A 24,820-nucleotide genomic window follows, 5' to 3' on the forward strand; every position below is an offset into this window, starting at 1 on the left:
CATGCACGAGGTGCACGTAGCCGTCATCGGCACCGGATTCGCCGGCCTCGCCATGGCCATCCGGATGAAACAGCGCGGCATCACCGACTTCGTCCTGCTCGAACGCGCGCAGGAGGTCGGCGGCACCTGGCGGGACAACACCTACCCAGGTGCGGCCTGCGACGTGCCCTCGCACCTGTACTCCTTCTCCTTCGCGCCCAACCCGGACTGGACGCGCTCGTTCTCCCCGCAGCCGGAGATCTGGCGCTACCTGCGCCGCACCGCGCGGGATCAGGGCGTGTACCCGCACATCCGGTTCGGCCACGACGTCGAGCGGGCCGACTGGGACGAGCAGCGCGGCCGGTGGATCGTACGCACCAGCCAGGGCAGCTTCGCGGCCAAGGTGCTGGTCTCCGGCATGGGCCCGCTGTGCGAGCCGCAGCTGCCCGACATCAAGGGCCTGGACACCTTCCAGGGCAACGCCTTCCACTCCGCGCGCTGGGACCACGAGCACGATTTCGCCGGCAAGCGGGTGGCGGTGATCGGCACCGGCGCCTCGGCGATCCAGTTCGTGCCGAAGATCCAGCCGAAGGTGGCCGAACTGCACCTGTTCCAGCGCACCGCGCCCTGGGTGATGCCGCGCCGGGACCGGCCGATCACCGCGATCGAGCGCGCCCTGTTCCGCGCCTTCCCGCCGTTACAGCGGCTGGTGCGCGCGGCGATCTACTGGGGCCGGGAGAGCTACGTGATCGGCTTCACCAAGCAGCCCAGGATCCTGCGGATGGGTGAGCGGTTCGCGAAGAAGAACCTGTTCCGCGCGATCAAGGACAAGGAACTGCGCACGAAGCTGCTGCCTGCCTTCGCCATGGGCTGCAAGCGGGTGCTGATCTCCAACGACTACTACCCTGCCCTCGCCCAGTCCAATGTGGGCGTAGTGACGGACCGGATCACCGAGGTGCGCGCCAACTCCGTGGTCACCGCGGACGGCACCGAGCGCCCGGTGGACACCATCATCTACGGCACCGGCTTCCACGCCACCGACCCGCCCGCGATGGAGAAGGTCTACGGCAAGGGCGGAGTGCAGCTGGGCGAGGCGTGGCGGGAGGGCATGGAGGCGTACAAGGGCACCACGATCGCCGGGTTCCCCAACCTGTTCATGCTCGTCGGCCCGAACACCGGCCTCGGCCACAACTCGATCGTGTTCATGATCGAGTCGCAGGTCAACTACGTGCTGGACGCACTGAAGGTGCTGGGGCGCGAGGAGGTCGTGGACATCGACCCGCGGGTGGACCGGGTGCACAAGTTCAACGAGGCGGTGCAGAAGCAGATGAAGGGCACGGTCTGGCTGACCGGCGGCTGCGAGAGCTGGTACCTGGACCAGAAGGGCCGCAACACCACGCTGTGGCCCACCTTCACCTGGACCTACCGCAGGCTCACCCGCAAGTTCGACGCGCACGCCTACTCGATCCGGTTGCGCGCCACCACCGACGTGACCGCGCTGACCCCTGCCGACAAGGCGGTGCGCTGACATGCGGGAGTTCCGCGGCAGGGTAGCGGTGATCACCGGAGCCGGTTCGGGCATCGGCAGGGCACTGGCCCTGGACCTGGCGAGCCGGGGCAGCCTGCTCGCACTGTCCGATGTGGACGATTACGGCCTCGGCGAGACGGTTCGCCAGTGCACCCGGATCGGCGCGAAAACCCAGGGCTACCACCTGGATGTGGCCGACCGGGCCGCGGTGCTGGCACACGCCGATGAGGTGCTGGCCGAGTTCGGCCGGGTCGAGCTGGTGATCAACAACGCCGGGGTGACCGCGACCTCCAGCTTCACCGAGACCGACATCGCCGACTTCGACTGGGTGATGAACATCGACTTCGGTGGCGTGCTCAACGGCACCAAGGCGTTCCTGCCGCACCTGATCGACTCCGGCGACGGCTACCTGGTCAACATCTCCAGCCTGTTCGGCCTGATGACGGTGCCCAGGCAGACGGCCTACCACGCGGCGAAGTACGCGGTGCGCGGCTTCACCGAGTCCCTGCGCCAGGAACTGCGCATCGACGGCCACCCGGTCGGCGTGAGCTGCGTGCACCCCGGCGGCATCAAGACCAACATCGTGAACAACGCCCGGCACCAGACCCCGGAGGCGGGCAAGGCGCTCAGCACCGCCTTCGACCGGATCGCGGGCACCAGCGCACGCGGCGCGGCCAAGACCATCATCCGCGGCATCCAGCGCGGCCAGGCCCGCATCCTGATCGGCCCGGACGCGCACGCGCTCAACGCGCTGCAGGCCCTGCTCGGCTCCCGCTTCGCCTGGTTCACCGAGAAGATCAGCCGCCGCACGATGTACTGAGCCGATGGGGGCGGCCCGCCGCCGTCCCCATCACCTCGGCTCGACCAGATCCCGGATCACCTTCTCCACCAAGGCCCGCCGCTCATCCCGGGTGGCGGGCCCGAGCTGGCGCAGCTCCGCGTCGGTCGAGTGGGACCACAGCGAAGCCACTGCGATCACCAGCAACAACAACTCCCCCGGCGGGTACCGGTCAGAGATCCGCCCCGCCTCCTGCGCCTGCCGGATCCGCTCGGCCTTGTCCCCATTGGCCTTGAGCACCACATCCAGCAGCTCGCCCTCCTTGGCCTCCAGCCGGTGCCAGGCGACCAGCCGCATGATCGCCGGATTGTCCTGCTGGGCCTCGAAGAGCGCGCCCGCGTAGCCCGGCAGGTCCTCGGCGGTGATCGGCGAGCCCGCCACCACCTGCTCCACGATGAACCCGTACACCGCCTGGAATAGGTCTTCCTTGCTGCCGAAGTGGGTGTAGACCAGCCCCGCGCTGCACCCGGCCCTGGTGGCGATCCGGTCCACCCGGGCTCCCGCGATGCCGTACTCGGCGAACTCGGCCAGCCCGGCCTCGATCAACTGCCGTCGCTTCGCGACCGGATCCCGGGCCCGTTCCCACCCAACGCGGCCGCCGCGCCCTGGTCACCGGCGCCAACAGCGGTATCGGCCTGGAAACCGTCCGAGCCCTGGCCACCGCGGGCGCCACCGTCGTCCTCGCGGGTCGCGACCGCGCCAAACTGAGCACCGCCGCCACCGATATCCGCACCACCACGCCCAACGCCGACCTCCGGCTCCTCCCCCTGGACCTCGCCAACCTGGCTTCGATCAAGGACGCCGCGGCCGAACTACTCGCCGAGGGCCACCCCCTCGACCTGCTGATCAACAACGCCGGTGTGATGGCCGTGCCGGACCGCAGGCGCACCCACGACGGCTTCGAGCTGACCTTCGGCACCAACCACCTGGGCCACTTCGCCCTGACCGGCCGCCTGCTCCCCCTGCTGCTGGCCGCCCCCACGTCCAGGGTGGTGACGGTGAGCGCCGCGGTGGCCCGCAGCACCGGCACCACCCTGACCGACCCGAACAGCGAACAGGACTACCGCCCGATGACCGCGTACACGAAAAGCAAGTACGCCAACGTGGTCTTCGCCAACGAACTGGCCCGCCGCGCCACCGGCACCCCGCTGACCTCGGTCTCGGTCCACCCCGGCACCAGCATGACCGGCCTGCAACGCCACACCCCGCGCCTGGTCCAGGCCCTGGCCAACGCCCTGCTCGAACCCCTGCTCGGCCAAAGCCCAGCCGAAGCCGCCCTCCCCTCGCTGTACGCGGCCACCAGCCCAGACGTACGCCCCGGCGAATTCTTCGCCCCCACCGGCCGCCGCGAACTCCGCGGCACGCCCGGCCAGGTCCCCCTCCCCCCGGAAACCACCGCCCGCGAAATCGGCCACGACCTCTGGGCCCGCTCCGAACACCTCACCCAAGTCCAGTACGACTTCCCGGCGTGACCCCCACCGGGGAAGCGCACAACCCACCCCACGCGCGAGTGTTGGCCGTTGTCGTACGCCGGGTTGGCCGTTGTGGGCGGCGAAGCCCGGTGGCTTGTCGAACCCCGACCGGATCAGGGAGCCGCGCGCCACATCGGCAGGCACGACGGCCCGCCGGGCACGTGAATCGGATCCCCCAGCGCCTCGAACCCATGCCGCCCGAACAAGCCGGCGCTACGCCCGGTGGTCGCCTCCAGATACACCGGCAACCTCGCCCCGGTCAGCCGGTGCCCCAGCAACCGCCCGCCATGCCCCCGCCCCCGCGCCTCCGGCAACACCCCCAGCAACGCCAGGTACACATGCCGCTCTCCCCGGGGATGCCGCCGACTGAATTCCCCGCCCACCCAGATCAACCGCTCCGCCGCGGGCCCGAACGCCGACCGCAACGCGTCCAGGTCCCCCTCGCTGAGCCCGGCGAATTCCCCATTCGGCTCCACCCGCAGCCACAACGCGATCGCCGCGCCGTCCCCGGTGGTGTCCAGCTCAGCCTCACCCGTGGCGAGCAGGAACCGGATGAATCCGCGCTGGAACCGCAATCTCCCGGTCGGTTCCGGAAACAGCCACGCCACCAGCGGATCGTCGAGGAAGGCCACCGCCAGCGTCTCCACCGCGGCGTCGAAGGCATCCCCCTGCGGACTCAGAACCGACGTGGGAGTCATGCCTTCGACAGTGCCACAGAACCCGACCGGAGTGATCTTGGACAGGCCGGTTTCGCCCACCCAGCCGACCACGACCGGGGGTCAGCCGGGCGAGAGGTTCAGCCCGAGGTAGAGATCCACCCGATCGGGGAAGGAGCCGAGATCGCGGCCAGTCAGTTCCTCGATCCGGGCGATCCGGTACCGCAACGTGTTGACGTGCACGTGCAGCTTGGCCGCCGTTTTCGTCGGCGAGCCCGAGCACTCCAGGAAAACCCGCAGCGTGGCCAGCAGGTCGGAACCGTGTTCGGTGTCGTAGGCACGCACCGGGCCGAGCAGCCGCTGTGCGAAGGACCGGCGCAGTTCCTCGGGCACGGTGGCCAGCAGCAACAGGTGCGAAGCGATCTCCTCGGCCGCCACCACCGCGGTCCGCCCGTCCCGGTGCTCGGCCAGCGTGCGCGCGTGCCGCGCCTCCTCCACCGCCCCGGCCAGCCCGGCCGCGCCGGTGATCCCGCTGATCCCGATCACCAGCCGGGCCGACCCGAGACCGGGCTCCACGATCTCCACCGCCGTGCGCAGCTCACGCAGCGCCGCGGTCAGCTTCTCCGCGCTGCCCGAGAGCACCGCGCACGCCTCCTCGCCGATCGTGCCCAGCAGCACCCGGTTGGCGCGTTCGGCGGCCAGTTCACCCAGCACCAGCGCGGCCAGCCCCGGTCCGCCGCCGATGGTGGCCGCGAAGAGCACGCAGGCCGGATCGCCCGGCGCCAGCCCGGCCGCGGCCAGCCGGGACTCGATCTCCCCCGGCCCGGCCCGCCCTGCGGTGATCGCGTGCAGCAGCGGCGCGAACGCGCGGTTCTCCACCCGCCGCCGCTCTTCTAGGCGGGTGCGGTCCAGGGAGATCAGCGTGGCCAGTTCACCCGCCACCTCGCGCTGCCCCGCATCCCACTGTTCCTGATCGCCGTCGACCACCAGGAACCAGCTCGCCATCCGCTGGCCGCCGCGGCCGGGCACCGGCAGCAGCGTGCACGGCGGGCTGTCCCGGTGCCGGACCGTCCGCGGCAGCCGGTCGGCCTGCAGGAACTGGCGGACCAGCAGTTCCCGCCGGGCGGGTGACGGTGGGCGGCTACTGCCCGCTACCACCCGACCGGTCGGGGAGAGCACCCAGCAATGCGCGCCGATCCCAGTCGAGCCGAGTTCCAGCAACGTGGTCAGGCCCGCGCCGTCGGCCACCGCCTCGACCAGGCGCCGGTGCCGGTCCAGCGCGCGGGCCGCGCCAGCCGACCGGTCGGCGGCCAGGGTCAGCACGATCCGTTCGGTGATGGTGGCGAAGGAGACGTCGATGGGCACCTCGAACAGCGGCACCCCGTGCCGCGCGCACGCCTCGATCAAATCAGCGGGCACCGAGCCGAACTCGGCGTCGCCCGCGGCCAGTCCGGCCACCCCGGCCGCGGCGATGGCCGAGACGAACGCCTCCGCGTCCGCCGGGCCACGCCGCCACACCATGCCGGTGAGCACCAGCTCCCCACCGGAGAGATACCGGCTCGGGTCGCGCTGGTCGGTGGTGTACACCCAGCGCACCGGCCGGTCCAGGTGCTCCCGGCCGGTCAGCAGGACCAGCTTCAGCTCCGAAACCGCCAGCACCGTGCGCAACCGCATCCGCGTCGCCTCCACTGACTTCACCACCGCATTGGAGGAAGCCACAAAAGACCGGCCCGCACAAGACGGCGTTTTCATGCTTCTCATACCTAGTCGAAGCCGGGCCAACCTGGGTGTACTGGCCGACACCACCTGGTGAGCACCGTGTTACGGGGGTCCGGGAGTTGCTGGAGGAGTTCAACAAGCTGCCCGAGTCCAGGGCCGCCGAAGGGCTGCGCGCCTGCTGCGCCAGTCCGGTGTGGGTGCGCCGGGTGCTGGCCGGGCGCCCCTACCGGGACCTGCGCGCGCTGCAGACCGCCTCGGCCGACGCGCTCAAATCCCTCGACTGGACCCAGCTCCGGCAGGCCCTGGACGCGCACCCGCGGATCGGCCAGCGCGCCGGTGGGGACAGCCAGGAGGCCCGCTGGTCCCGGGGCGAGCAGGCCGCGGCCAAGACGGTCGCGGCCGATGTGCAGCGGCAGCTGCTGGAGGGCAACCAGCGCTATGAGGCCAGGTTCGGGCACGTCTTCCTGATCTGCGCGACCGGCAAGTCGGCAGGCGAGATCCTCTCCGCGCTGCGGCACCGGCTGGGCAACGAGCCCTACGCCGAACGCGAGGTGGTCAAGGCCGAACTGGCCGGGATCGTGCGGCTGCGACTGAACAAGATGGTGGGTTGATGGCGATCTCCACGCACGTGCTGGACGCGGCGCTGGGCCGCCCGGCCGCCGGGGTCCGGGTGCACCTGGAACACCTGGTCGAGGCGGTCTGGACCCAGGTAGCCGAGGGCGTCACCGACGAGGACGGCAGGCTCAAGGACCTGCCGGTGGCCGAGGGCACGCACCGGCTGGTCTTCCACACCGGCGCCTACCTGGCCGCGACCGGCCGGCCGGTGTTCTACCCGGAGGTGGTGGTCACCTTCCTGGTCGCCGACACCGAGGCGCACCACCACGTGCCGCTGCTGCTGAGCCCGTTCGCCTACTCGACCTATCGGGGGAGCTGAGATGGGCATCGTGCTGGGCCCCAACCAGTACGGCAAGGCCGAGGTCCGCCTGGTCCGGATCGACCGGGACGCCGCCGAGCACCGCATCACCGATCTGAATGTGAGCGTGGCCCTCTCCGGCGACCTCGCGGACACCCACCTGACCGGTGACAACGCCAAGGTGCTGCCCACCGACAGCCAGAAGAACACCGTCTACGCCTTCGCCCGCGACGGGATCGGCGAGATCGAGGACTTCGGGCTGCGGCTGGCCCGGCACTTCGTGGACTCCCAGCCCGCCATCCACCGGGCCAGGGTGCGGATCGAGCGGTACGGCTGGCAGCGGACCACTGTGGACGGTCAGCCCGCCTCGCACTCCTTCCACCGCACCGGCGACGGCACCCGCACCGCCACCATCACCTACGACGGCAGCACCGCCTGGGTGGTCTCCGGCCTGGCCGAACTCACTGTGCTCAACTCCACCGGCTCGGAGTTCTGGGGCTACGCCAAGGACGAGTACACCACCCTGCCCGAGGCCAAGGACCGCATCCTGGCCACCGCGGTCACCGCCGACTGGCGGCACCGCGACGCGGGTGAGCGGGACTGGGGCGAGTCACACCGGCGGGCCAGGGCCGCGCTGCTGGCCGCCTTCGCCGACACGCACAGCCTCTCCCTGCAGCAGACCCTGCACGCGATGGGCTCCCGGGTGCTCACCGAGGCGCCGGACGTGGTGGAGATCCGGCTGGCCCTCCCGAACAAGCACCACTTCCTGGTCGATCTGTCGCCCTTTGGGCTGGACAACCCCGGTGAGGTGTTCTTCGCCGCGGACCGGCCCTACGGGCTGATCGAGGGTTCGGCGCTGCGGGAGGACGCGCCGCCACCGGGTGAGGCATGGTGAGCCATGCCATTCCGCACCAGAAGCACCGCGGGGAGCCCGGCGCACCCCGTCGATGAGGTTCTGCCCGCCGGGCGACTGCTCGCCTTCGGGCTGCAACACGTGCTGGCGATGTACGCGGGCGCGGTCGCCGTCCCGCTGATCGTGGGCGGGGCGATGAAGCTGCCCGCCGCCGACATCGCCTACCTGATCAACGCCGACCTGCTGGTCTGCGGCATCGCCACCCTGATCCAGTGCGTCGGGGTGTGGCGGTTCGGGGTGCGGCTGCCGCTGATGCAGGGCTGCACCTTCGCCGCGGTCAGCCCGATGGTGCTGATCGGCACCCAGGGCGGCGGCCTGCCCGCGATCTACGGGGCGGTGATCGTGGCCGGGCTGGCCATGACCCTGGCCGCGCCCTGGTTCAGCCGGTTGCTGCGGTTCTTCCCGCCGGTGGTCACCGGCACGGTGATCCTGGTGATCGGGCTGTCCCTGCTGCCGGTCGCGGTCAACTGGGCCGCCGGTGGCGTGGGCTCGCCGGACTTCGCCGCGCCGCGCAACCTGGGCCTCGCACTCGGCGTGCTGCTGGTGATCCTGGCCGCGCAACGGTTCCTGCCCGGCCTGTGGTCCCGGATCGCGGTGCTGCTCGGCATCGTGGCCGGCACCCTGGTGGCGATCCCGTTGGGCTACACCGACTTCTCCGGCGTCACCCAGGCGCCGCTGCTGGGCATCAGCACCCCGTTCCACTTCGGACTGCCCACCTTCGAGCTGTCCGCGATCACCGCGATGCTGATCGTGATGGCGGTGACCATGATCGAGACCAGCGGCAGCATCGTGGCCATCGGCGAATTGGTGGACAAGCCGGTGGACCGGCGCACCCTGGCCGACGGGCTACGCGCCGACGGAGCGTCCACTGTGCTCGGTGGCGTGCTGAACACCTTCCCGTACACCGCTTTCGGGCAGAACATCGGCCTGGTCGCGCTGACCGGGGTGCGCAGCCGGTGGGTGGTGGCCACCGCGGGCGGCATCCTGGTGCTGCTCGGCCTGGTGCCCGCACTCGGCGCGGTGGTGGCCGCGATCCCGTTGCCGGTGCTCGGCGGCGCGGGTGTGGCCATGTTCGGCACGGTGGCCGCGGGCGGGGTCCGTACGCTGTCCCGGGTCTCCTTCAGCGGCAACAACAATCTCACCGTGGTCGCGGTGTCCCTTGGCATCGGGCTGATCCCGGTCGGCGTGCCCGGGATCTATGAGGCGTTCCCGGTCTGGTTCAAGACCGTCATGCAGTCCGGCATCAGCGCCGGTTGCCTGGCGGCGGTCCTGCTCAACCTGTTGTTCAACCACGGCGTCCGGCGCGAACCGGCGCGGGAGGAGGCGGTGGATGGAGTTCCGCCGACCGGCTAGCTGGCCGGAAGCCTTGTCGCTCAAGGCAGCACACCCGGCGGCGGCGCCGATCGCGGGCGGCACCGACCTGATGGTCGAGCTGAACTTCGATCGCCGCCGCCCGCCGGTGCTGCTCGACCTGGGCCGGATCACCGAGCTGACCGAATGGTCCGAAGTGGACGGTTCGATCTGGCTGGGCGCGGCAGTGCCCTACCAGCGGATCATCACCGAACTCGGCGAGCGGCTGCCCGGACTGGCGATGGCCTCGCGCACGGTGGGCTCACCGCAGATCCGCAACCGGGGCACGGTCGGCGGCAACCTCGGCTCGGCCTCGCCCGCCGGGGACGCGCACCCGCCGCTGCTGGCCGCGGACGCGGTGGTCGAGGTGGCCTCGGTGCGCGGCGCCCGGACCATCCCGATCTCCGAGTTCTTCCTCGGCGTCAAACGCAGCGCGCTGGCTCCCGACGAGCTGATCCGCGCGGTCCGGCTGCCAGTAGCCGGTGGGCCGCAACAGTTCTCCAAGGTCGGCACCCGTAACGCGATGGTGATCGCGGTCTGCTCCTTCGCGCTGGCCCTGCACCCGGAACGGGGCACGGTCGGCACCGGCATCGGCTCGGCCGCGCCCACCCCTCGCCGCGCCCCCGAGGCCGAGGCGCTGATGGCGGGCGAACTGAACTGGGAGAGCCCGGCACCGTTGCCGGAAAGCCTGCTCATCCGCTTCGGCGAACTGGTCGCGGCCGCGGCCGCCCCCATCGACGATGTCCGCGGCAGCGCGGCCTACCGGCGGCACGCCCTGGCCGTGCTCGCCCGCCGCACGCTGGCCTGGACCTGGCAGGACTATCGCTCCGGAAGGTGGTCACGATGCGCGTGAACCTCACCGTCAACGGGGAGCCGCGGCAGGCCGACGACGTGTGGCCGGGCGAGAGCCTGCTCTACGTGCTGCGCGAGCGCCTCGGCCTGCCCGGCTCCAAGAACGCCTGTGAACAAGGCGAATGCGGCTCCTGCACGGTGTACCTGGACGACACCCCGGTGTGTGCCTGCCTGGTCGCGGCCGGGCAGGCCGAGGGCCGCGCGGTGCGCACCGTGGAGGGCCTGGCCACCGGCGAGGACCTGGATCCGGTGCAGCAGGCGTTCGTGGAGGCGGGCGCGGTGCAGTGCGGGTTCTGCACCCCCGGGCTGATCGTGGCCACGCACGACCTGGTGCGGCGCAACACAAAACCGACCGATCCGGAGATCCGCGAGGCACTGGCCGGGAACCTGTGCCGCTGCACCGGCTACGAGAAGATCCTGGACGCGGTGCGGCTGGCCGCGACCCGGCGGGAGGAAGCCCGATGAGCCGTATCGTGATCGACAACGCCGCCGTGTCCACTGTGGACAGTGCGGGCACCGAGTACGCCAACGGGCATGTGGTGGTGGAGCACGGGATCATCACCGCGGTCGGCCCCGGCCCGGCGCCACTGGCCGAGCACACCACCGAGTACATCGACGCGCACGGCTGCCTGGTCACCCCCGGCCTGGTCAACACCCACCACCACCTCTACCAGTGGGCCACCAGGGGCATCGCCCAGGAGGAGAACCTGTTCGGCTGGCTGGTCGAGCTGTACCCGATCTGGGCCCGCCTAGATGCCTCGGTCACGCACGCCGCGGCCAGCGCCGGACTGGCCTGGCTGGCCCGCACCGGCTGCACCACCGCCGCCGACCACCACTACGTCTACCCGCGCACCGGCGGCGACCAGCTGGACGCGGTGATCTCCGCGGCCCGCCGGATCGGCGTGCGGCTGCACGCGGTGCGCGGCTCGATGGACCGCGGCGAATCGCAGGGTGGGCTGCCGCCGGACCACATCGTGGAGGACACCGACGCCGCCCTGGAGGCCACCGAGGCCGCCATCGACACCCACCACGACACCTCCTTCGACGCCCAGATCCGGATCGCGGTCGGCCCCTGCTCGCCGTTCTCGGTGAGCGAGCGGCTGATGCGCGAGGCCGCGGAACTGGCCAGGGACAAGGGCGTCCGGCTGCACACCCACCTCGCCGAGACCGTCGAGGAAGAACAGAAGTGCCTGGCGGAGCTGGGGTGCACGCCACTGGAGTACGCCGACTCGCTCGGCTGGCTCGGCGAGGACGTGTGGTTCGCGCACGGCATCCACTTCTCCGACAAGGAGATCGCCCGGCTCGCCGCCACCGGCACCGGGGTCGCGCACTGCCCCAGCTCCAACGCCAGGGTCGGCGCGGGCACCTGCCGGGTCACCGACCTGCTCGGTGTCGGCGTGCCGGTCGGCCTCGGCGCGGACGGCGCGGCCTCCAACGAGGGCGGCGGCCTCGGCGACGAACTGCGCCAGGCGCTCTACCTGGCCCGGCTGCGCGGCGGCCCGGACGCGCTGACCGCCCGCCAGTCGCTGTACCTGGGCACCATGGGCGGGGCGCGCTGCCTCGGCCGGGAGAACGAGATCGGCTCGATCGAGGTGGGCAAGCTGGCCGACCTGGCGGTGTGGCGGATCGACGGGCTGGGCCACGCCGGCATCGCCGATCCCGTTGCCGCACTGGTGTTCGCCTCGGTGCCACCGCTGGCCCGGCTGCTCGTCGGCGGCCGCAGTGTGGTGGTCGACGGCGAACTGCGCACCGCGGGCGAGGCCGAACTCGCCGGGGATCTGCGCTCGGCCAGCCGTCGCTTGCAGGCCAGACTGGAGGTGACCCAGTGACCACCAGCGAGGTCCGCGGCACGGTCACCGGCGGCATCGGCCAGAGCCCGCCGCGGCCCGACGGCAACCTGAAGGTCAAGGGCGAGTTCGCCTACTCCTCGGACCTGTGGGCCGCGGACATGCTCTGGGGCGCCACCCTGCGCAGTCCGCACGCGCACGCCCGGATCACCAGCCTGGACATCGCCGCCGCACTCGCCGTGCCCGGCGTGCACGCGGTGCTCACCCACACCGATGTGCCCGGCCGCAACGCTTTCGGACTGGAACACGTGGACCAGCCGGTGCTCGCGGTGGACCGGATCCGTTACCAGGGCGAGGCGATCGCCATCGTGGCCGCCGACCACCCGGAGACCGCCCGCCGCGCCATGGAACGGATCGCGGTCGGCTACGAGGTACTGGAACCGGTCATCGACAGCGAGCTGGCCGCGCACGAACCCCAGCGCAACCCGTTGCACGACAACGGGAACCTGGTCCGGCACGTGCCCATCCGGCGCGGTGACCCGGACGCCACCGCCGAGGTCGTGGTGTCCGGGGTGTACCACGTCGGCATGCAGGACCAGGCGTTCCTAGGTCCCGAGTCCGGTCTCGCGGTACCGGCCAAGGACGGCGGGGTCGAGCTGTACGTGGCCACCCAGTGGCTGCACGTGGACCAGGGCCAGGTCGCCCTAGCCCTTGGCCTGCCAACGGATCAGGTGCGGATCACCCTGGCCGGGGTGGGCGGCGCGTTCGGCGCCCGCGAGGACCTGTCCATGCAGGTGCACGCCTGCCTGCTCGCCCTGCACACCGGCCGCCCGGTGAAAATGGTGTACAGCCGCGAGGAGAGCTTCTTCGGGCACGTGCACCGGCACCCGGCCCGGATGCACTACGAGCACGGCGCGACCAAGGACGGGACACTGGTCTACGTCAAGGCCAGGCTCTACCTGGACGGCGGCGCCTACGCCTCCACCACCGCCGCCGTGGTGGCCAACGCCACGACCCTGGGCGTCGGCCCGTACGAGGTGCCCAACGTGGTGCTGGACGGTTACGGCGTCTACACCAACAACCCACCCTGCGGCGCGATGCGTGGTTTCGGCGCGGTGCAGGCCTGTTTCGGCTACGAGTCCCAGATGGACAAACTCGCCGCCGCCCTGGACATGGACCCGGTGGAACTGCGCATCCGCAACGCGGTCGCCGAGGGCAGCGTGATGCCCACCGGCCAGGTCATCGATTCCGCCGCTCCGGTCGCCGAACTGCTCCGCCTGGTCAAAGCCAAGCCACTGCCCACAGTGGACGGTGCGCGGGACATCCTGGAACTGCCCGGCGGCGCGGCCAACACCACCCACGGCGAAGGCGTGCGGCGCGGCGTCGGCTACGGCGTCGGGGTCAAGAACGTCTGCTTCTCCGAGGGATTCGACGACTACTCCACCGCCAAGGTCCGGCTCTCCGTCATCGGCGGCGAACCGGTGGCGCTGGTGCACACCGCGGCCGCCGAGGTCGGCCAGGGCCTGGTCACCCTGCTCGGCCAGATCGCCCGCACCGAACTCGGCGTGCAACAGGTCACCATCGCCCCCGCGGACACCTCCATCGGCAGCGCGGGTTCCACCTCGGCCTCCCGGCAGAGCTACGTCACCGGCGGCGCGACCAAGGCCGCCTGCGAGGCCGTCCGCGCGAAACTCCTTGCCCTGAGCGGGAATCGCTGGCCATTGAGCCCCGAGGAACTCGTCTCGGTGCTCGGGGACACGGTGATCGAGGAGACCGTGGAGTGGCGGCACCGGCCGACCGAAACCCTGGACCCGTTGAGCGGACAGGGAAACGCGCACGTGCAGTACGCCTTCGCCGCACACCGGGCGGTGGTGGACGTGGACCTGGAACTGGGCCTGGTCAAGGTGGTCGAACTGGCCTGCGCCCAGGACGTGGGCAAGGCGCTGAACCCGGAGGCGGTGCTCGGCCAGATCCAGGGCGGCAGCGCGCAGGGCCTCGGCCTGGCCGTGATGGAGGAGATCCAGCTCCGGGACGGCCTGATCCGCAACCCCTCCTTCACCGACTATCTCATCCCCACCATCCTGGACATGCCGCCGATGGTGATCGACGTGCTCGAACTCGCCGACCCGAACGCGCCCTACGGCCTGCGCGGCGTCGGCGAACCCCCGACCATCTCGGTCACCCCGGCCATCGCCGCCGCCATCCGCGCCGCCAGCGGCCTCGACCTGGACCGCGTCCCCGTCCGCCCCGAACACCTGACCGGCACGTAGGAGACCGATGTACGACCTCGTCCTGCGCTCCGAGCGGGTATTCCTGCCCACCGGCGAACAACCCGCCGCCGTGGCCGTCCACAATGGACGGATCGCGGCGGTCGCCACCTACGACGCCGAGCTGCCCGCGCACACTGACACCGACCTCGGTGCGGTGGCCCTGCTGCCCGGCCTGGTCGACACGCACGTGCACGTCAACGAACCCGGCCGCACCGAATGGGAGGGCTTCGCCACCGCGACCGCCGCGGCCGCGGCCGGGGGCGTCACCACCATCATCGACATGCCGCTCAACTCCCTGCCGCCCACCGTCGATGTCGACGCCCTCAACCTCAAACGCCAAGCCGCCGAAGGCCGGTGCTTCGTCGACGTCGGCTTCTGGGGCGGCGCGATCCCCGGCAAACTGCACGAACTGCCCGCCCTGCACGCCGAGGGCGTCTTCGGCTTCAAATGCTTCACCGTCGACTCCGGCGTGCCCGAGTTCCCACCCCTGTCCTGGCCAGAGATCGACCAGACCCTGCGCCAACTGGCCGAACTGGACGCACTGCTCATCGTGCACGCCGAGGACAGCGAAGAACTCGCCGCCGCACCCATCGCCGCGGGCAGGCGGTACGCGGACTTCCTGGCCTCCCGCCCGAGCAGCGTGGAGAACACCGCCGTCGCCCACCTGGCCGCCCTGGCCGCCGGGGCTCAGGCCAAAGCCCATGTGCTGCACCTGTCCTCGGCCGAGGCACTGTCCATTGTGGCCGAAGCCAAGGCGGCGGGGGTCCGGCTGACCGCCGAGACCTGCCCGCACTACCTCACCCTCACCGCCGAAACCGTGCCCGAGGGCGCCACCGAGTTCAAATGCTGCCCGCCCATCCGCGAGGCCGCCAACCAGGACCTGCTCTGGCAGGGACTCGCCGAGGGCACCCTGGACTGCGTGGTGTCGGACCACTCCCCCAGCACCCCGGCGGAGAAGTTCAAGGGAGACGGCGACTTCGGCATCGCCTGGGGCGGCGTGTCCTCCCTCCAGCTCGGCCTGCCCGTGCTGTGGACGGCCGCCCAGGCCCGCGGCGTGCCGCTGTCCCAGGTAGTCGCCTGGATGTCCGCACGCCCCGCCGCACTGGCCGGACTGACCCGCAAGGGCCGGATCGCGGTCGGCTGTGACGCCGATCTCCTCGCCTTCGCCGCCGACGAACGGTTCACTGTGAGTCCGGGCGAACTACACCACCGGCACCCGATCACCCCGTACGCGGGACGGGAGCTGACCGGGGTGGTCCGCCAGACCTGGTTGCGCGGCAACACCATCGGCCCGCGACCACACGGAGCACTGCTGCGGCGCGACGGAGGCTGAACCATGGACACCGCTCTGCCCGATCTGGCCGCCCGCAACCTGGGCGGCTCGGTGCTGGCCGCCAACGACGAGTTCTTCGCCGAGAAGGAGAACCTGATCAAGCCGGGGCCGCCGGTGTTCCGCCCGCACACCTTCACCCCCAAGGGCCAGGAGTACGACGGCTGGGAAACCCGCCGCCGCCGCGGTGTGCCCGGCCAGGACTGGGTGATCGTCCGGCTCGGCGTGCCCGGCATCCCGCGCGCAATCGTGGTGGACACCAGTTTCTTCAAGGGCAACTACCCGGAACAGGCCACCGTGCACGGCGCCGCCCTGGCCGGCTACCCCACCGAGGCCGACCTCGACGCCGCCGACTGGATCGAACTCGTGCCGCGCAGCCCGTTGCGGGGCCACACCCAGAACGAGTTCGGTGTCGAGACCTCCTTACGGATCACGCACATCCGGCTGACCATCCACCCCGACGGCGGCGTGGCCCGGCTGCGCGTGCACGGCGAACCCCTGCCCGACCCGCGCGACCTCATCGGCGTGCCCCTGGACCTGGCCGCCACCGCCAACGGCGGCCGCGCCGTGCAGGCCAGCGACGGCTTCTTCTCCCCGCCGGACAACATGCTCCAGCCCGGCGAGTCCAAATACATGAGCGACGGCTGGGAAACCGCCCGCCGCCGCGGCGACGGCAACGACTGGGCGGTGCTCCGGCTGACCGCCGAGGCCATCCCCCGGGTGATCGAGGTGAGCACCCTGCACTACAAGGGCAACTCACCGGCCGGCGCCACCGTGTGGGGCCGCACCCCCGGCACCGACTGGGCGCCGCTGCTGCCGAACACCCCGCTGCTACCCGACACCGGCCACCGATTCCCCGTCCCCGAGCCCCGCCCGGTCACCGAGATCCGCCTGGACATCCACCCCGACGGCGGCATCGGCAGGCTGCGCGTCTACGGCCCGCTCACCACCGCCGGCCGGCACGACCTGGCGCTGCGCTGGTTCAACGCGCTCTCCGGCAGCGAGGCCAAGGCGGTCCTCCAGGCACACGGCCTGGCTGAGAACGACGCCATCGCGTTGCTGCACGTCCGCCCGGCCACCCAGCTGCCCGCTGTCCTGCGCGAACTGGGCCGGGACACCTTCCCGGCACCGGAGTGACAAATATTCCGCCTTGGCATGCAACCCGTCACGGAGTCATCACACGCCGTTGACCAGCGCGGCGACCGCGACGATGCTGCCAAGCATGACACCGGGCGAACTGCACTGGGAGTGGCTGCCTGGCGCCCTGATCCTGCTGGTCAGCATCGTGCTGGCGGTGCTGCTGCTACGCACCCTGCACTGGCGGACCCAGGGCGTGAACACCGCCGCCACCGTGCTGAGCAGCCGCACCCAGCTGTACGAGGACCGCAACCCCGGCGTGGGCCCCGAATGGGTGACACGGGTCGAGCACTACGCCACGGTCGCCTACCAGGACAGCCGCGGCGAGCAGCACGTCACCGAGATCCGCGGCGACCACAGCGTCGGCGAATCGGTCCAGGTGCTCTACCTGCCGGAGAGCCCCGAGCGCGCCGTCTCGGCCCGCTCGGTCTCGGTGGGCGCGCTGCTGGTCGGCGCCACCGTGCTGCTGGCCTGGCTGGCCTTCATGCTCTACCTGGCCGAACGCACCACGTGAGCCGGGTCGCGGGACTCGTGCTCGCCGCCGGGGCCGGCCGCCGCTACGGCGGTCCCAAGGCCCTGGCCCGGCGGGACGGCGTGCTCTTCCTCGACCTGGCCACCACCGTGCTGCTCGACGGCGGCTGCACCCCCGTCTACGCCGTGCTCGGCGCGGCCGCCGACGAGGTCCTGGCCACCGCCAACCTCCTCGACGTCACCCCGGTGCACAACCCGGACTGGCCCACCGGCATGGGCTCCTCGCTGCGCGCCGGACTCGCCGCGCTGCCCGCGGACCTCGACGCGGTGATCGTGCTGCCCGTCGACATGCCCGGTCTCACCGCCGAAGCCGTCCGCCGGGTCCGCGCGCACGCCTCGCCCACCGCGCTGGCCGCCGCCACCTTCCACGGCCGCCGCGGGCACCCGGTGCTGTTCGGCCGCGCGCACTGGGCGGCCGCGGCCGCCACGGCCATCGGCGATGCCGGTGCCCGCGAATACCTCAGAACCCATCCGCCACTACCCGTGGCATGCGAGGACGTGGCCGAAGGGTCTGATGTGGACACTCCGAACCCGTTGGGCTGAACGGGTGTTGCCTGCCACACTGTGGCCAACGGCACTCAGCGACTCGACCGAACCCCGACCATGATCGGCCTCCCAGCCCCTGGGAGCGCGCATCGGGCAAACCCCGTTGCCGCCCTGGAAAGCACTTGCCCTTTCCCGAATGCCGGGAATCCGTGACGAATCCGCGGGTCCCCCGATCGACGGATCGCGCGGCCATTCGGCCGACCTGACCGGTTTGTCAGAACCTGCTAGCTTCACCCGCTGTTCACCCAGTTTCCGCTGCCGGATCCCGGCATGCCCCGACGCCCCCGGAAAGACGAGGACCCGTGCACGCGGCCCCGACCGAGACGGACCTGGTTCACCCCATCATCGGCGAGAAGCTGTCCCTAGCCGCTTTCGACCAGCTCTCCGGGATGCTCGCCGGCCAGCCGTTCGTGAAGCTCGTGGTCGACCGGGAACTGGGTGTCATCCACTTCATCAACAACGCCCACCGCGAGTTCCACGTCCAGTACGTCGGCCTGGACATCCTGGGCATGGACTTCGACGAGCTGGCCGCCAACGTCAACTCGTTCAACGACAGCGTCTACCACGACCCGGACCGCCGCTTCTACCTCGGCATCCTGGCCCTGCACAAGCGAACCGCGCACGAGGGCGGCGCCGAGCGCCGGTTCATCTCCCTGGAGACCGTCGAGGTCGACACCATGTCCGCGGACATGATCCGCTTCTTCTACGGCTTCGTCCGGGAATGGGTCGACCCCTCGGTGCCGCTGGTGTTCAAACCGGCCACCCACCTCCAGGAACGGTTCCTGGACAGCATCCCGCCCGCCGAACTGCCCAGGGTCACCGCGCACGAACTGTTCGCCTCCACCCGGTTCGTGCCGCTGAACCCGGGCACCGCCACCGGCCGCCTGCGCGCCTTCGCCACGGACAGGGACTACGCCGCCGCGGCGAACACCCTGGAGTGGTTCGACATCATCGTGATGGACCGGGTGCCCGACGACATCCCACGCCTGGCCGGGATCATCAACGCCCAGCACACCACCCCGTTGTCGCACACCAACGTGCTCGCCTCCGGCTGGAAGATCCCCAACGCCATCCAGCTCGGCGTGCTGGAGACCATCGCCGAGGGCCGGCTCGACGGGCAGTGGGTGGAATACCGCGTCGAGTCCGGCGGCACCGAGATCTCGTTGTCCCCCACCGAAGCCCCGGCCGACCTGGTTGCGCCGCCCGCCTGGCGCGCGCAGCAGATCACCCTGGAGGAGCCGGAAACCGAGCGCACGCCGATCCTGGACATGCACAAGCTGCGTGCCGCCGACCGGCACCGCTACGGCACCAAGGCGGCCAACCTCGGCGAACTGCGGCACATCCTGGACCACGGCTCGGACCGGCTGCTCGGCTTCTACCAGGTGCCGCGCCCGCCCCGGCCGAACCTGCTCAGCTACCTGGCCCGCAACCTGGACGTGCCGGAGAACGACGAACTGGCCGGCGCGGCCTGGCAGTTCCTCCGGGACACCGTGCGCATCCCGCGCGGCATCGCCATCCCCTTCGCCGTGCAGCAGCGGTTCCTGCAGTCCTCCCCGCGCATCCAGCAGACCATCGGCAAGCTGAAGATGGCCCTGGAACTGGACGTGCCCGAGGCCGAACCGCTCAGCCTGGCGCTGCAGAAGCTGATCCGCACCGCGCGGATGCCCGCGGACATCCGGCAGGAGATCGACTCCGCCATCGTCGAACAGCTCGGCGGGGTGCGCACCTTCGTGGTCCGCAGCTCCTCCAACGCCGAGGACCTGGACGGCTTCTCCGCCGCCGGTATCTACGAGTCGGTCAACCACGTCAGTACCGCCGAGGCCATCTTCGACAGCATCAAGCTGGTCTGGGCCTCGCTGGTCTCCCCGCGCAGCGTGCGACTGCGCCAGCAAGCCGGGATCTCGCTGGACGACTGCTACATGGGCGTGATCGTGCAGGAGCAGGTCGACGCCCCGGTCGGCGGCGTGCTGGTCACGACCAACCCCATGGCGCGCAACGACTTCCGCAACGTCTACATCAACGTCTCGCCGGAGGTGACCGACGTCGTCTCCGGCACGGTCCTGCCGATGCAGTACCTGTACAGCACGGTGGAGGGCGGCGGCCGCACGCTGTCCCTTGGCGATGCAAAACAAGACCTGTCCGCGGGCATCCAGGCCATGCTGCAGAAACTCGCGCTGGCCGGGCGACTGCTCCAGTCGCACTTCTCCCCGGACTACACCTTCGCCGCGCCGGTGGACATCGAATGGGTCGCCGGCGCCGAACGCGTGCACATCCTCCAGCTCCGCCCCTACTCGGTCTGAGCGCGAAAACCCATGCCAGTCCTGGTTTCGCGCCCGTCGAAGACGCCGGTGTCCCCCGCCGCCAAGCGGGTCATCCGGCTCTCCATCGGCTTCCAGTTCTTCTTCACCCTGCTGCTGTGGACGCCGATCTTCTATGCCTACCAACAGCAGTTCGGCCTGTCCGCGGCGGAGATCCTGGGCATCCAGAGCATTTACTACGTGGCGTTCTGCCTGCTGGCCGTGCCCACCGGGATGATCTCCGACCGGCTCGGCTACCGGAACTCGATGCTGGCAGGCGCGGCCATCCTCTCCGCCGCCAACCTGCTGGTGGTCGCCGCCCCTGCCTACTGGGGTTTCCTGGCGCACTTCCTGCTGATCGCGGTGGCCCGTTCGCTGACCATCGTGGCCACCAGCGCCTACCTCTACACCTATCTGCAGCGCACCGGCGACAGCGCGGCGTACAAGCAGTCCGAGGGCAGCGCCCGGTTCTACAGTCTCATCGGCCGGATCGCCGCCTGGCCGGTGGTCGGCCTGCTGATGGCCTGGAACACGCCCTCGCCGTACTGGCTCACCGCGATCAGCTCCGCGATCGCCGTGCTGATCGCGCTACGCCTGCCCGCACTGCCGCCCGCACCGTCCACAGTGGACTCCGAAGACCCGGCGAAGCTGTCGCCGTGGGCCACCATGGGCCGCGCGCTCACCGTGCTGCGCGATGCTCCGGTACTCCAGCTGCTGATCGTGCAGGGCGTGGCCATCTTCACCCTGGTCCGCATCTGCCAGGTCAACCTGTTCCAGCCCATCCTGCTGGACAAACAACTCCCGGTGATCTCCCACGGCGCCGTGCTCGCCGCGATGACCGCCTTCGAGGCCCTGGGCTCCATGCGCCCCGGCTTCCTGCGCCGCTTCCTCAGCGACACCAAGGCCGTCTTCCTGATCACCATCGTGATGGCGCTGACCCTGGCGGGCACCGTCTTCGCCGGCATCCCCGGCACCATCGCCCTGCTCTGCGTCTTCGCCATGGCCGGCGGGTTCTCCTTCCCGATCCAGCGCCAGCTCATCAACGACGCCATCCCGGAAACGCCCTACCGCGCCACCCTGCTGTCCATCGAGTCCATCATCGACCGCGCCGTCTGCGCCGTGGTCGCCCTGATCCTCGGCGGCTTCCTCAACCGGGGCGCACTCGGCGAATTCCTCCTGTACTCCGCGGCGGGATCACTGGCACTCATGGCCGCACTGGCCGTGCTGGTGCCGGTGGCCCGCCGCCGCCTGAACGCGGGAACGGGCAGCAGCTAGCTGACCGGGCTCGCGCCAGGGGAAGCCGCGTTCGTCGCGCAGGGGCGACGAACGCGGCTTTCCTGTATCCAGCACTGTTGTCTACTTAGGACAGTGGCCCAGCATGTCCTTCAGGGCGCCGCGTTCCGCCTCGGTGACGCCCAGGGCGTAGACCGCCTTCACCCTGATCCAGTGCACCGCGTAGGTGCACCACACGCCCGTGGCTGGGGGCTTCCATTGGGAGGGGTCCTGGTCGCCCTTGGAGCGGTTGGTTGCCGCCGTTACCGCGATCAGTTGGGGGTTGCGGGTGTCGTTGGCGAACTCGGAGCGGCGTTCGTCGGTCCAGTCGGCCGCGCCGGTGCGCCAGGCGTTGGCCAGCGGCACGGTGTGGTCGATGTCGAGTTCGCCGGGGCCGGTGACCACCTTGTCGTCGTAGACACTGCGCCAGCGGCCGGAGATGACCTTGCACGCCTTGTCCGTCTTGACGTCCTCGCCCTCGCGGCGCAGCACGAACTCCCGGGTGTCACAGGACTCGCCCTGGGCCGTCCAATGCTTGAAGCGCTCCCGGGTGTAGCCCTTCATCGGCGCCCAGGCGATCACCTTCAGCGTGCCCAGCTCGGTGCGGGCCCGCGCCACGTCGGCGGGTGCCGCGCCGGGCTGGGTCTGCGCCGAGGAGGTCGCCGATGGTGGCGCCCCGGTCGGAGATTTGGCCGTACAACCCGCTGTGAATGCCAGTCCCGCCGCCAGCGCGACCAGGAACCAACGCCGCATTCCGCACCCCATCCGAACGTGACCTAGCGCACTTTCGAGAGTCAAGTACCAACATTCGGGGTCGACAACTAGACCAAAGGCACTAAAGTCAACCCGAAAAAGCAACGATGCGACAACGTTTGTTGACGCAACCACAGGGTGATTGAGGAAACGACGGTCCGGTGAACGCAGCGCCACCCCGCCCCGGCGGTCCCGACGACGGTACCGCCCTGCTCGCGCCCAGCCCGGAACGTCAGCGCGTGCGTGTCGAACTCCAGTGGCAGCCGGTGAAACGCGCCCGGCGGGTGCCGACCGTGCCGTTCACCCATCCGCCGCGCCCGGCCACCCGGCCCGAGCGCGCCCTGCGCACGCCGTCCGCGCCCATCCGCCGCCGCTCCTGGAACCTGCGGCCGCAGGCGCTCGCGCTGATCATGGTACTGGTCGCCGCGTTCGCGATGCTGGCGGCCAGCGCCGAGGCATTCGACATGGCGATCGTGCTCGCGGTCGGCATCAGCATGCAGTTCCTGTGCCTGTGGACCTGCGCCAGGGACCGCCGCGTCCGCTAGGTCCCTGTCCTAGGCGGGCAGCCGGGTCGCCACGTGCGCGGCCCGCAGGGTGCGGGCCAGTTCGATCCGCCAGGGCAGCGCCGCGAAGGAATCCGGGCCGAGCCGGTGCAGGGTGCTGGGCACTCCGGCCTTGGTGAGTCGCCGGGCATAGCGTTCCGCGGCCACCCGGCCGGCGTCCGCCTCGCCGACCGCGATCAGCGCGGGCGGCAGTCCGGCCAGGTCGGCGGCCGGGTCCGGGGTCAGCGTTGGCAGCTCCAGGATCTGCAGGCCGATCGCCGGGCCACCACGTTCCTTGATCAGTAAAGGCAGTGCCGCGGCCAGGTCCGCGCCCTCGCGCGCGCCGCCGACGGCGAGCCGGGTGGCGTCCAGTTCCAGCAGCGCGGCGTTGTCCAGCAACCACATCAGCGCCGAGTAGCAGTCCTCAAGAGCGACCGGGAAGGGCAGCCCGCGGCCGAGCCGGTGCTCGACGGAGACGATCGCGCAGCCCGCCTCGGTGGCGAGATCGGACAGTTCGCCCTGGCTGTCATATCCGCTGGGCAGGTGCAGGTAACAGGGCAGTGGCCCCAGCCAGACCGGCCGGTGTACCACCACCTCGATCGCCCCGCCCTCGACAGCGACCTGGTACCGCATTCGGCGCCCCCACCTCAAACAGAACTGTTCTGTTTGCTTCAACGACACCAGTGTGCCCGAAGTTCCGGCCAAACGACTGCCCTGGAGAGGACTCACCTGGGCGCAACAGCGGTGAACCGGACCGGCAACACGGCAGGACCACGCTGGGCGCATGCAGATGCCCGGCGAGTTGCGCCTGCGGTCCGCGACCTTCGCGGATCTGCCGGAGACCCTGGCCATGCACGCCCGCTGTTCACCCGCGAGCCTGCGTTCCCGCTACCACGCCGACGGCTCGCACATCCCGCCGCGCTGGGTGGCCCGGCTGCTGGTGCCACGCCGGGGCGCCGCGTTGCTGGCGGTGCGGCCCGATCCACGCGGGGACCACGTGGTCGGCATGGGTCAGCTGATCTTCATGCCGACCCCCGGCACCGCGGAGATCGCGCTGCTGGTCGAGGACGCGTGGCAGCACCGGGGTGTCGGTTCGGCGTTGCTGCGCGGCCTGGTGAGCGCCGCGGGCGAACGCGGGCTGACCCTGCTCAGCGCGTGGTGCCTGCCCGAGCGCGCCGGCCTGCACCGGGCCGCGCGGCGCGCCGGTCTGGCCGTGCTGGACGGCGCGGAGTCCGGCGTGCTGCACATCCCGGTGCCCGCCCTGTTCTGAGCCGGGCCCGTGTGGTCGGGAACCTCGCTGGTCAGTTACCGCCGACGGCCTGCTGCCGCAGCGGCATGACCGCGACGTTGTGCGGGCGGAAGGAGTAGACCTGCCCGCCGAAGCCGTCCGGCCCGGCGACCAGCAGGCCGGTGGCCAGCGCGGTGGCCACGGCCGCGGCCCGGTCGCTGACGTGCAGCTTGGCGAAGATCCGCTGCAGGTGGGTCTTGACCGTGGTCTCGGCGACGAAGAGCCGCCGGCCGATCTCGGCGTTGGTGTGACCTTCGGCCACGAGTCGCAGCACGTCCAGTTCCCGACCGGACAACACGGACCGTATCTGGGCCCGCGGCAGCGGTGTGACTGTCAGCGGTGACAACTGCGGTGACATCGACGTGACACCGCTGCGGGCCTGGCGGATCGCGGAGACGATCTCCTCGCCGGTGGCGCACTTGAGCACGAAGCCCATGGCGCCTGCCTGCAGGGCCGCGCCGACCCGGGAACGCTGGTCGGAGAAGACGACGGCGACGATCGGCAGCCGGGTGCGCAGCACCGCCTTGACCACCTCCAGTCCGTCCACCTCCCCCAGGTCGAGATCGACCAGCACGACATCGGGACGCCGGGCGGTCACCTCGTCCACGATGTGCGCGGCGTCCTGGAGCGCGCCGGCGAACTCGATGTCGGAGTGTTGGGCGAAGCAGGCGCGCAGCCCGTCCGCGACGATCGGGTGCCGGTCGACGACCAGCACCTTGATTGCCTGCGCGCGCGGTTCCCCATCACGCGAGGACTGGCCGAAGCTCCCCGGTCGCACCCCGCCTGGACGCTGGCTCAGCGACATGACACACCCCTGCTCAGACGGCCCCAGTCATGACTGGCAAAT

Annotated in this window: 24 protein-coding genes and 1 pseudogene; 19 read left to right on the plus strand and 6 right to left on the minus strand. The window is 70.9% G+C overall.

The genetic code is table 11. The features are described from left to right. The first annotated feature begins 1 nt into the window (after position 1). Together ACTOWY_RS05085 and ACTOWY_RS05090 are read left to right on the plus strand one after the other, a co-directional pair. Positions 2 to 1,507, plus strand: coding sequence for a flavin-containing monooxygenase (locus ACTOWY_RS05085; protein WP_441308431.1), 1,506 nt, complete (start codon positions 2 to 4; stop codon positions 1,505 to 1,507). A 1-nt stretch (position 1,508) separates the two neighbouring features. Next, on the plus strand, positions 1,509 to 2,327 hold the full coding sequence (locus ACTOWY_RS05090) for an SDR family NAD(P)-dependent oxidoreductase (RefSeq protein WP_441308432.1): 819 nt from the start codon (positions 1,509 to 1,511) through the stop codon (positions 2,325 to 2,327). 30 nt (positions 2,328 to 2,357) lie between these two features. Here the strand turns inward: ACTOWY_RS05090 and ACTOWY_RS05095 are convergent, their stop codons facing one another. Further along, complete coding sequence (locus ACTOWY_RS05095; RefSeq protein ID WP_441308433.1) at positions 2,358 to 2,891, minus strand: TetR family transcriptional regulator; 534 nt, start codon at positions 2,889 to 2,891, stop codon at positions 2,358 to 2,360. A gap of 44 nt (positions 2,892 to 2,935) precedes the next feature. On the opposite strand from ACTOWY_RS05095, the pseudogene ACTOWY_RS05100 reads away from it, so the two are divergent. Continuing rightward, positions 2,936 to 3,817: pseudogene (locus tag ACTOWY_RS05100) on the plus strand (oxidoreductase); the annotation flags it as partial. Positions 3,818 to 3,930: 113 nt separating this feature from the next. On the opposite strand, the gene ACTOWY_RS05105 reads toward ACTOWY_RS05100, so the two are convergent. Both ACTOWY_RS05105 and ACTOWY_RS05110 read right to left on the minus strand, forming a co-directional pair. Then, positions 3,931 to 4,575: a hypothetical protein gene (locus ACTOWY_RS05105; RefSeq protein ID WP_441308434.1), complete on the minus strand. Its 645-nt coding sequence runs from the start codon at positions 4,573 to 4,575 to the stop codon at positions 3,931 to 3,933. 21 nt (positions 4,576 to 4,596) lie between these two features. After that, complete coding sequence (locus ACTOWY_RS05110) at positions 4,597 to 6,171, minus strand: PucR family transcriptional regulator (RefSeq protein WP_441308435.1); 1,575 nt, start codon at positions 6,169 to 6,171, stop codon at positions 4,597 to 4,599. A 140-nt stretch (positions 6,172 to 6,311) separates the two neighbouring features. On the opposite strand from ACTOWY_RS05110, the gene uraD reads away from it, so the two are divergent. The 14 genes from uraD (at position 6,312) to ACTOWY_RS05180 (ending at position 21,393) form a co-directional block, all read left to right on the plus strand. Continuing rightward, positions 6,312 to 6,803, plus strand: coding sequence for a 2-oxo-4-hydroxy-4-carboxy-5-ureidoimidazoline decarboxylase (uraD, locus tag ACTOWY_RS05115; protein ID WP_441308436.1), 492 nt, complete (start codon positions 6,312 to 6,314; stop codon positions 6,801 to 6,803). After that, complete coding sequence (gene uraH, locus ACTOWY_RS05120; RefSeq protein WP_441308437.1) at positions 6,800 to 7,126, plus strand: hydroxyisourate hydrolase; 327 nt, start codon at positions 6,800 to 6,802, stop codon at positions 7,124 to 7,126. Before uraD ends, uraH begins: the two co-directional genes overlap by 4 nt. A 1-nt stretch (position 7,127) precedes the next feature. Further along, complete coding sequence (gene pucL / locus ACTOWY_RS05125; protein WP_441308438.1) at positions 7,128 to 8,000, plus strand: factor-independent urate hydroxylase; 873 nt, start codon at positions 7,128 to 7,130, stop codon at positions 7,998 to 8,000. 3 nt (positions 8,001 to 8,003) lie between these two features. Beyond that, positions 8,004 to 9,371: a nucleobase:cation symporter-2 family protein gene (locus ACTOWY_RS05130; RefSeq protein WP_441308439.1), complete on the plus strand. Its 1,368-nt coding sequence runs from the start codon at positions 8,004 to 8,006 to the stop codon at positions 9,369 to 9,371. After that, complete coding sequence (locus tag ACTOWY_RS05135; RefSeq protein ID WP_441308440.1) at positions 9,349 to 10,221, plus strand: FAD binding domain-containing protein; 873 nt, start codon at positions 9,349 to 9,351, stop codon at positions 10,219 to 10,221. Before ACTOWY_RS05130 ends, ACTOWY_RS05135 begins: the two co-directional genes overlap by 23 nt. Further along, positions 10,212 to 10,685 (plus strand): (2Fe-2S)-binding protein, encoded by a 474-nt coding sequence (locus ACTOWY_RS05140; protein WP_441308441.1) that lies wholly within the window; start codon positions 10,212 to 10,214, stop codon positions 10,683 to 10,685. Before ACTOWY_RS05135 ends, ACTOWY_RS05140 begins: the two co-directional genes overlap by 10 nt. Further along, entirely contained in the window at positions 10,682 to 12,049 is a 1,368-nt protein-coding gene (locus tag ACTOWY_RS05145; protein ID WP_441308442.1) for an 8-oxoguanine deaminase, read from the plus strand. The genes ACTOWY_RS05140 and ACTOWY_RS05145 overlap by 4 nt, the downstream gene beginning before the upstream one ends. Further along, a complete protein-coding gene (locus ACTOWY_RS05150; protein WP_441308443.1) occupies positions 12,046 to 14,277 on the plus strand; it encodes a molybdopterin cofactor-binding domain-containing protein in 2,232 nt (743 codons plus the stop codon). The genes ACTOWY_RS05145 and ACTOWY_RS05150 overlap by 4 nt, the downstream gene beginning before the upstream one ends. 7 nt (positions 14,278 to 14,284) lie before the next feature. Then, the gene (gene allB, locus ACTOWY_RS05155) at positions 14,285 to 15,610 is read left to right on the plus strand and encodes an allantoinase AllB (RefSeq protein ID WP_441308444.1); all 1,326 of its coding nucleotides are present in this window, start codon (positions 14,285 to 14,287) and stop codon (positions 15,608 to 15,610) included. 3 nt (positions 15,611 to 15,613) lie between these two features. Further along, positions 15,614 to 16,744 carry an allantoicase gene (gene alc / locus ACTOWY_RS05160; protein WP_441308445.1) on the plus strand — a complete coding sequence of 377 codons (1,131 nt, stop codon included), beginning with the start codon at positions 15,614 to 15,616 and terminating at the stop codon, positions 16,742 to 16,744. 85 nt (positions 16,745 to 16,829) lie between these two features. Next, the gene (locus tag ACTOWY_RS05165; protein WP_246492695.1) at positions 16,830 to 17,258 is read left to right on the plus strand and encodes a DUF3592 domain-containing protein; all 429 of its coding nucleotides are present in this window, start codon (positions 16,830 to 16,832) and stop codon (positions 17,256 to 17,258) included. Continuing rightward, positions 17,255 to 17,818, plus strand: coding sequence for a nucleotidyltransferase family protein (locus tag ACTOWY_RS05170; RefSeq protein WP_441308446.1), 564 nt, complete (start codon positions 17,255 to 17,257; stop codon positions 17,816 to 17,818). The genes ACTOWY_RS05165 and ACTOWY_RS05170 overlap by 4 nt, the downstream gene beginning before the upstream one ends. A gap of 305 nt (positions 17,819 to 18,123) precedes the next feature. Then, complete coding sequence (locus ACTOWY_RS05175; RefSeq protein WP_441308447.1) at positions 18,124 to 20,121, plus strand: PEP/pyruvate-binding domain-containing protein; 1,998 nt, start codon at positions 18,124 to 18,126, stop codon at positions 20,119 to 20,121. Positions 20,122 to 20,133: 12 nt separating this feature from the next. Further along, positions 20,134 to 21,393 (plus strand): MFS transporter, encoded by a 1,260-nt coding sequence (locus ACTOWY_RS05180; RefSeq protein WP_441308448.1) that lies wholly within the window; start codon positions 20,134 to 20,136, stop codon positions 21,391 to 21,393. Positions 21,394 to 21,474: 81 nt separating this feature from the next. Here the strand turns inward: ACTOWY_RS05180 and ACTOWY_RS05185 are convergent, their stop codons facing one another. Next, complete coding sequence (locus ACTOWY_RS05185; RefSeq protein WP_441308449.1) at positions 21,475 to 22,143, minus strand: GmrSD restriction endonuclease domain-containing protein; 669 nt, start codon at positions 22,141 to 22,143, stop codon at positions 21,475 to 21,477. 161 nt (positions 22,144 to 22,304) lie between these two features. On the opposite strand from ACTOWY_RS05185, the gene ACTOWY_RS05190 reads away from it, so the two are divergent. Beyond that, positions 22,305 to 22,688, plus strand: coding sequence for a hypothetical protein (locus tag ACTOWY_RS05190; protein ID WP_441308450.1), 384 nt, complete (start codon positions 22,305 to 22,307; stop codon positions 22,686 to 22,688). A gap of 9 nt (positions 22,689 to 22,697) precedes the next feature. On the opposite strand, the gene ACTOWY_RS05195 is transcribed toward ACTOWY_RS05190, so the two are convergent. Then, positions 22,698 to 23,318 carry an alpha/beta hydrolase gene (locus tag ACTOWY_RS05195; RefSeq protein ID WP_185008359.1) on the minus strand — a complete coding sequence of 207 codons (621 nt, stop codon included), beginning with the start codon at positions 23,316 to 23,318 and terminating at the stop codon, positions 22,698 to 22,700. A gap of 151 nt (positions 23,319 to 23,469) precedes the next feature. On the opposite strand from ACTOWY_RS05195, the gene ACTOWY_RS05200 reads away from it, so the two are divergent. Continuing rightward, positions 23,470 to 23,955, plus strand: a complete 486-nt coding sequence (locus ACTOWY_RS05200) for a GNAT family N-acetyltransferase (RefSeq protein ID WP_441308451.1) — start codon at positions 23,470 to 23,472, stop codon at positions 23,953 to 23,955. A gap of 31 nt (positions 23,956 to 23,986) precedes the next feature. Here the strand turns inward: ACTOWY_RS05200 and ACTOWY_RS05205 are convergent, their stop codons facing one another. Continuing rightward, positions 23,987 to 24,778, minus strand: coding sequence for a response regulator (locus tag ACTOWY_RS05205; protein WP_441308452.1), 792 nt, complete (start codon positions 24,776 to 24,778; stop codon positions 23,987 to 23,989). Positions 24,779 to 24,820 lie beyond the last annotated feature (42 nt).

It is taken from the genome of Crossiella sp. CA198 (genome assembly GCF_052078295.1).
In the GTDB taxonomy this organism is placed as follows: Bacteria; Actinomycetota; Actinomycetes; order Mycobacteriales; family Pseudonocardiaceae; genus Crossiella.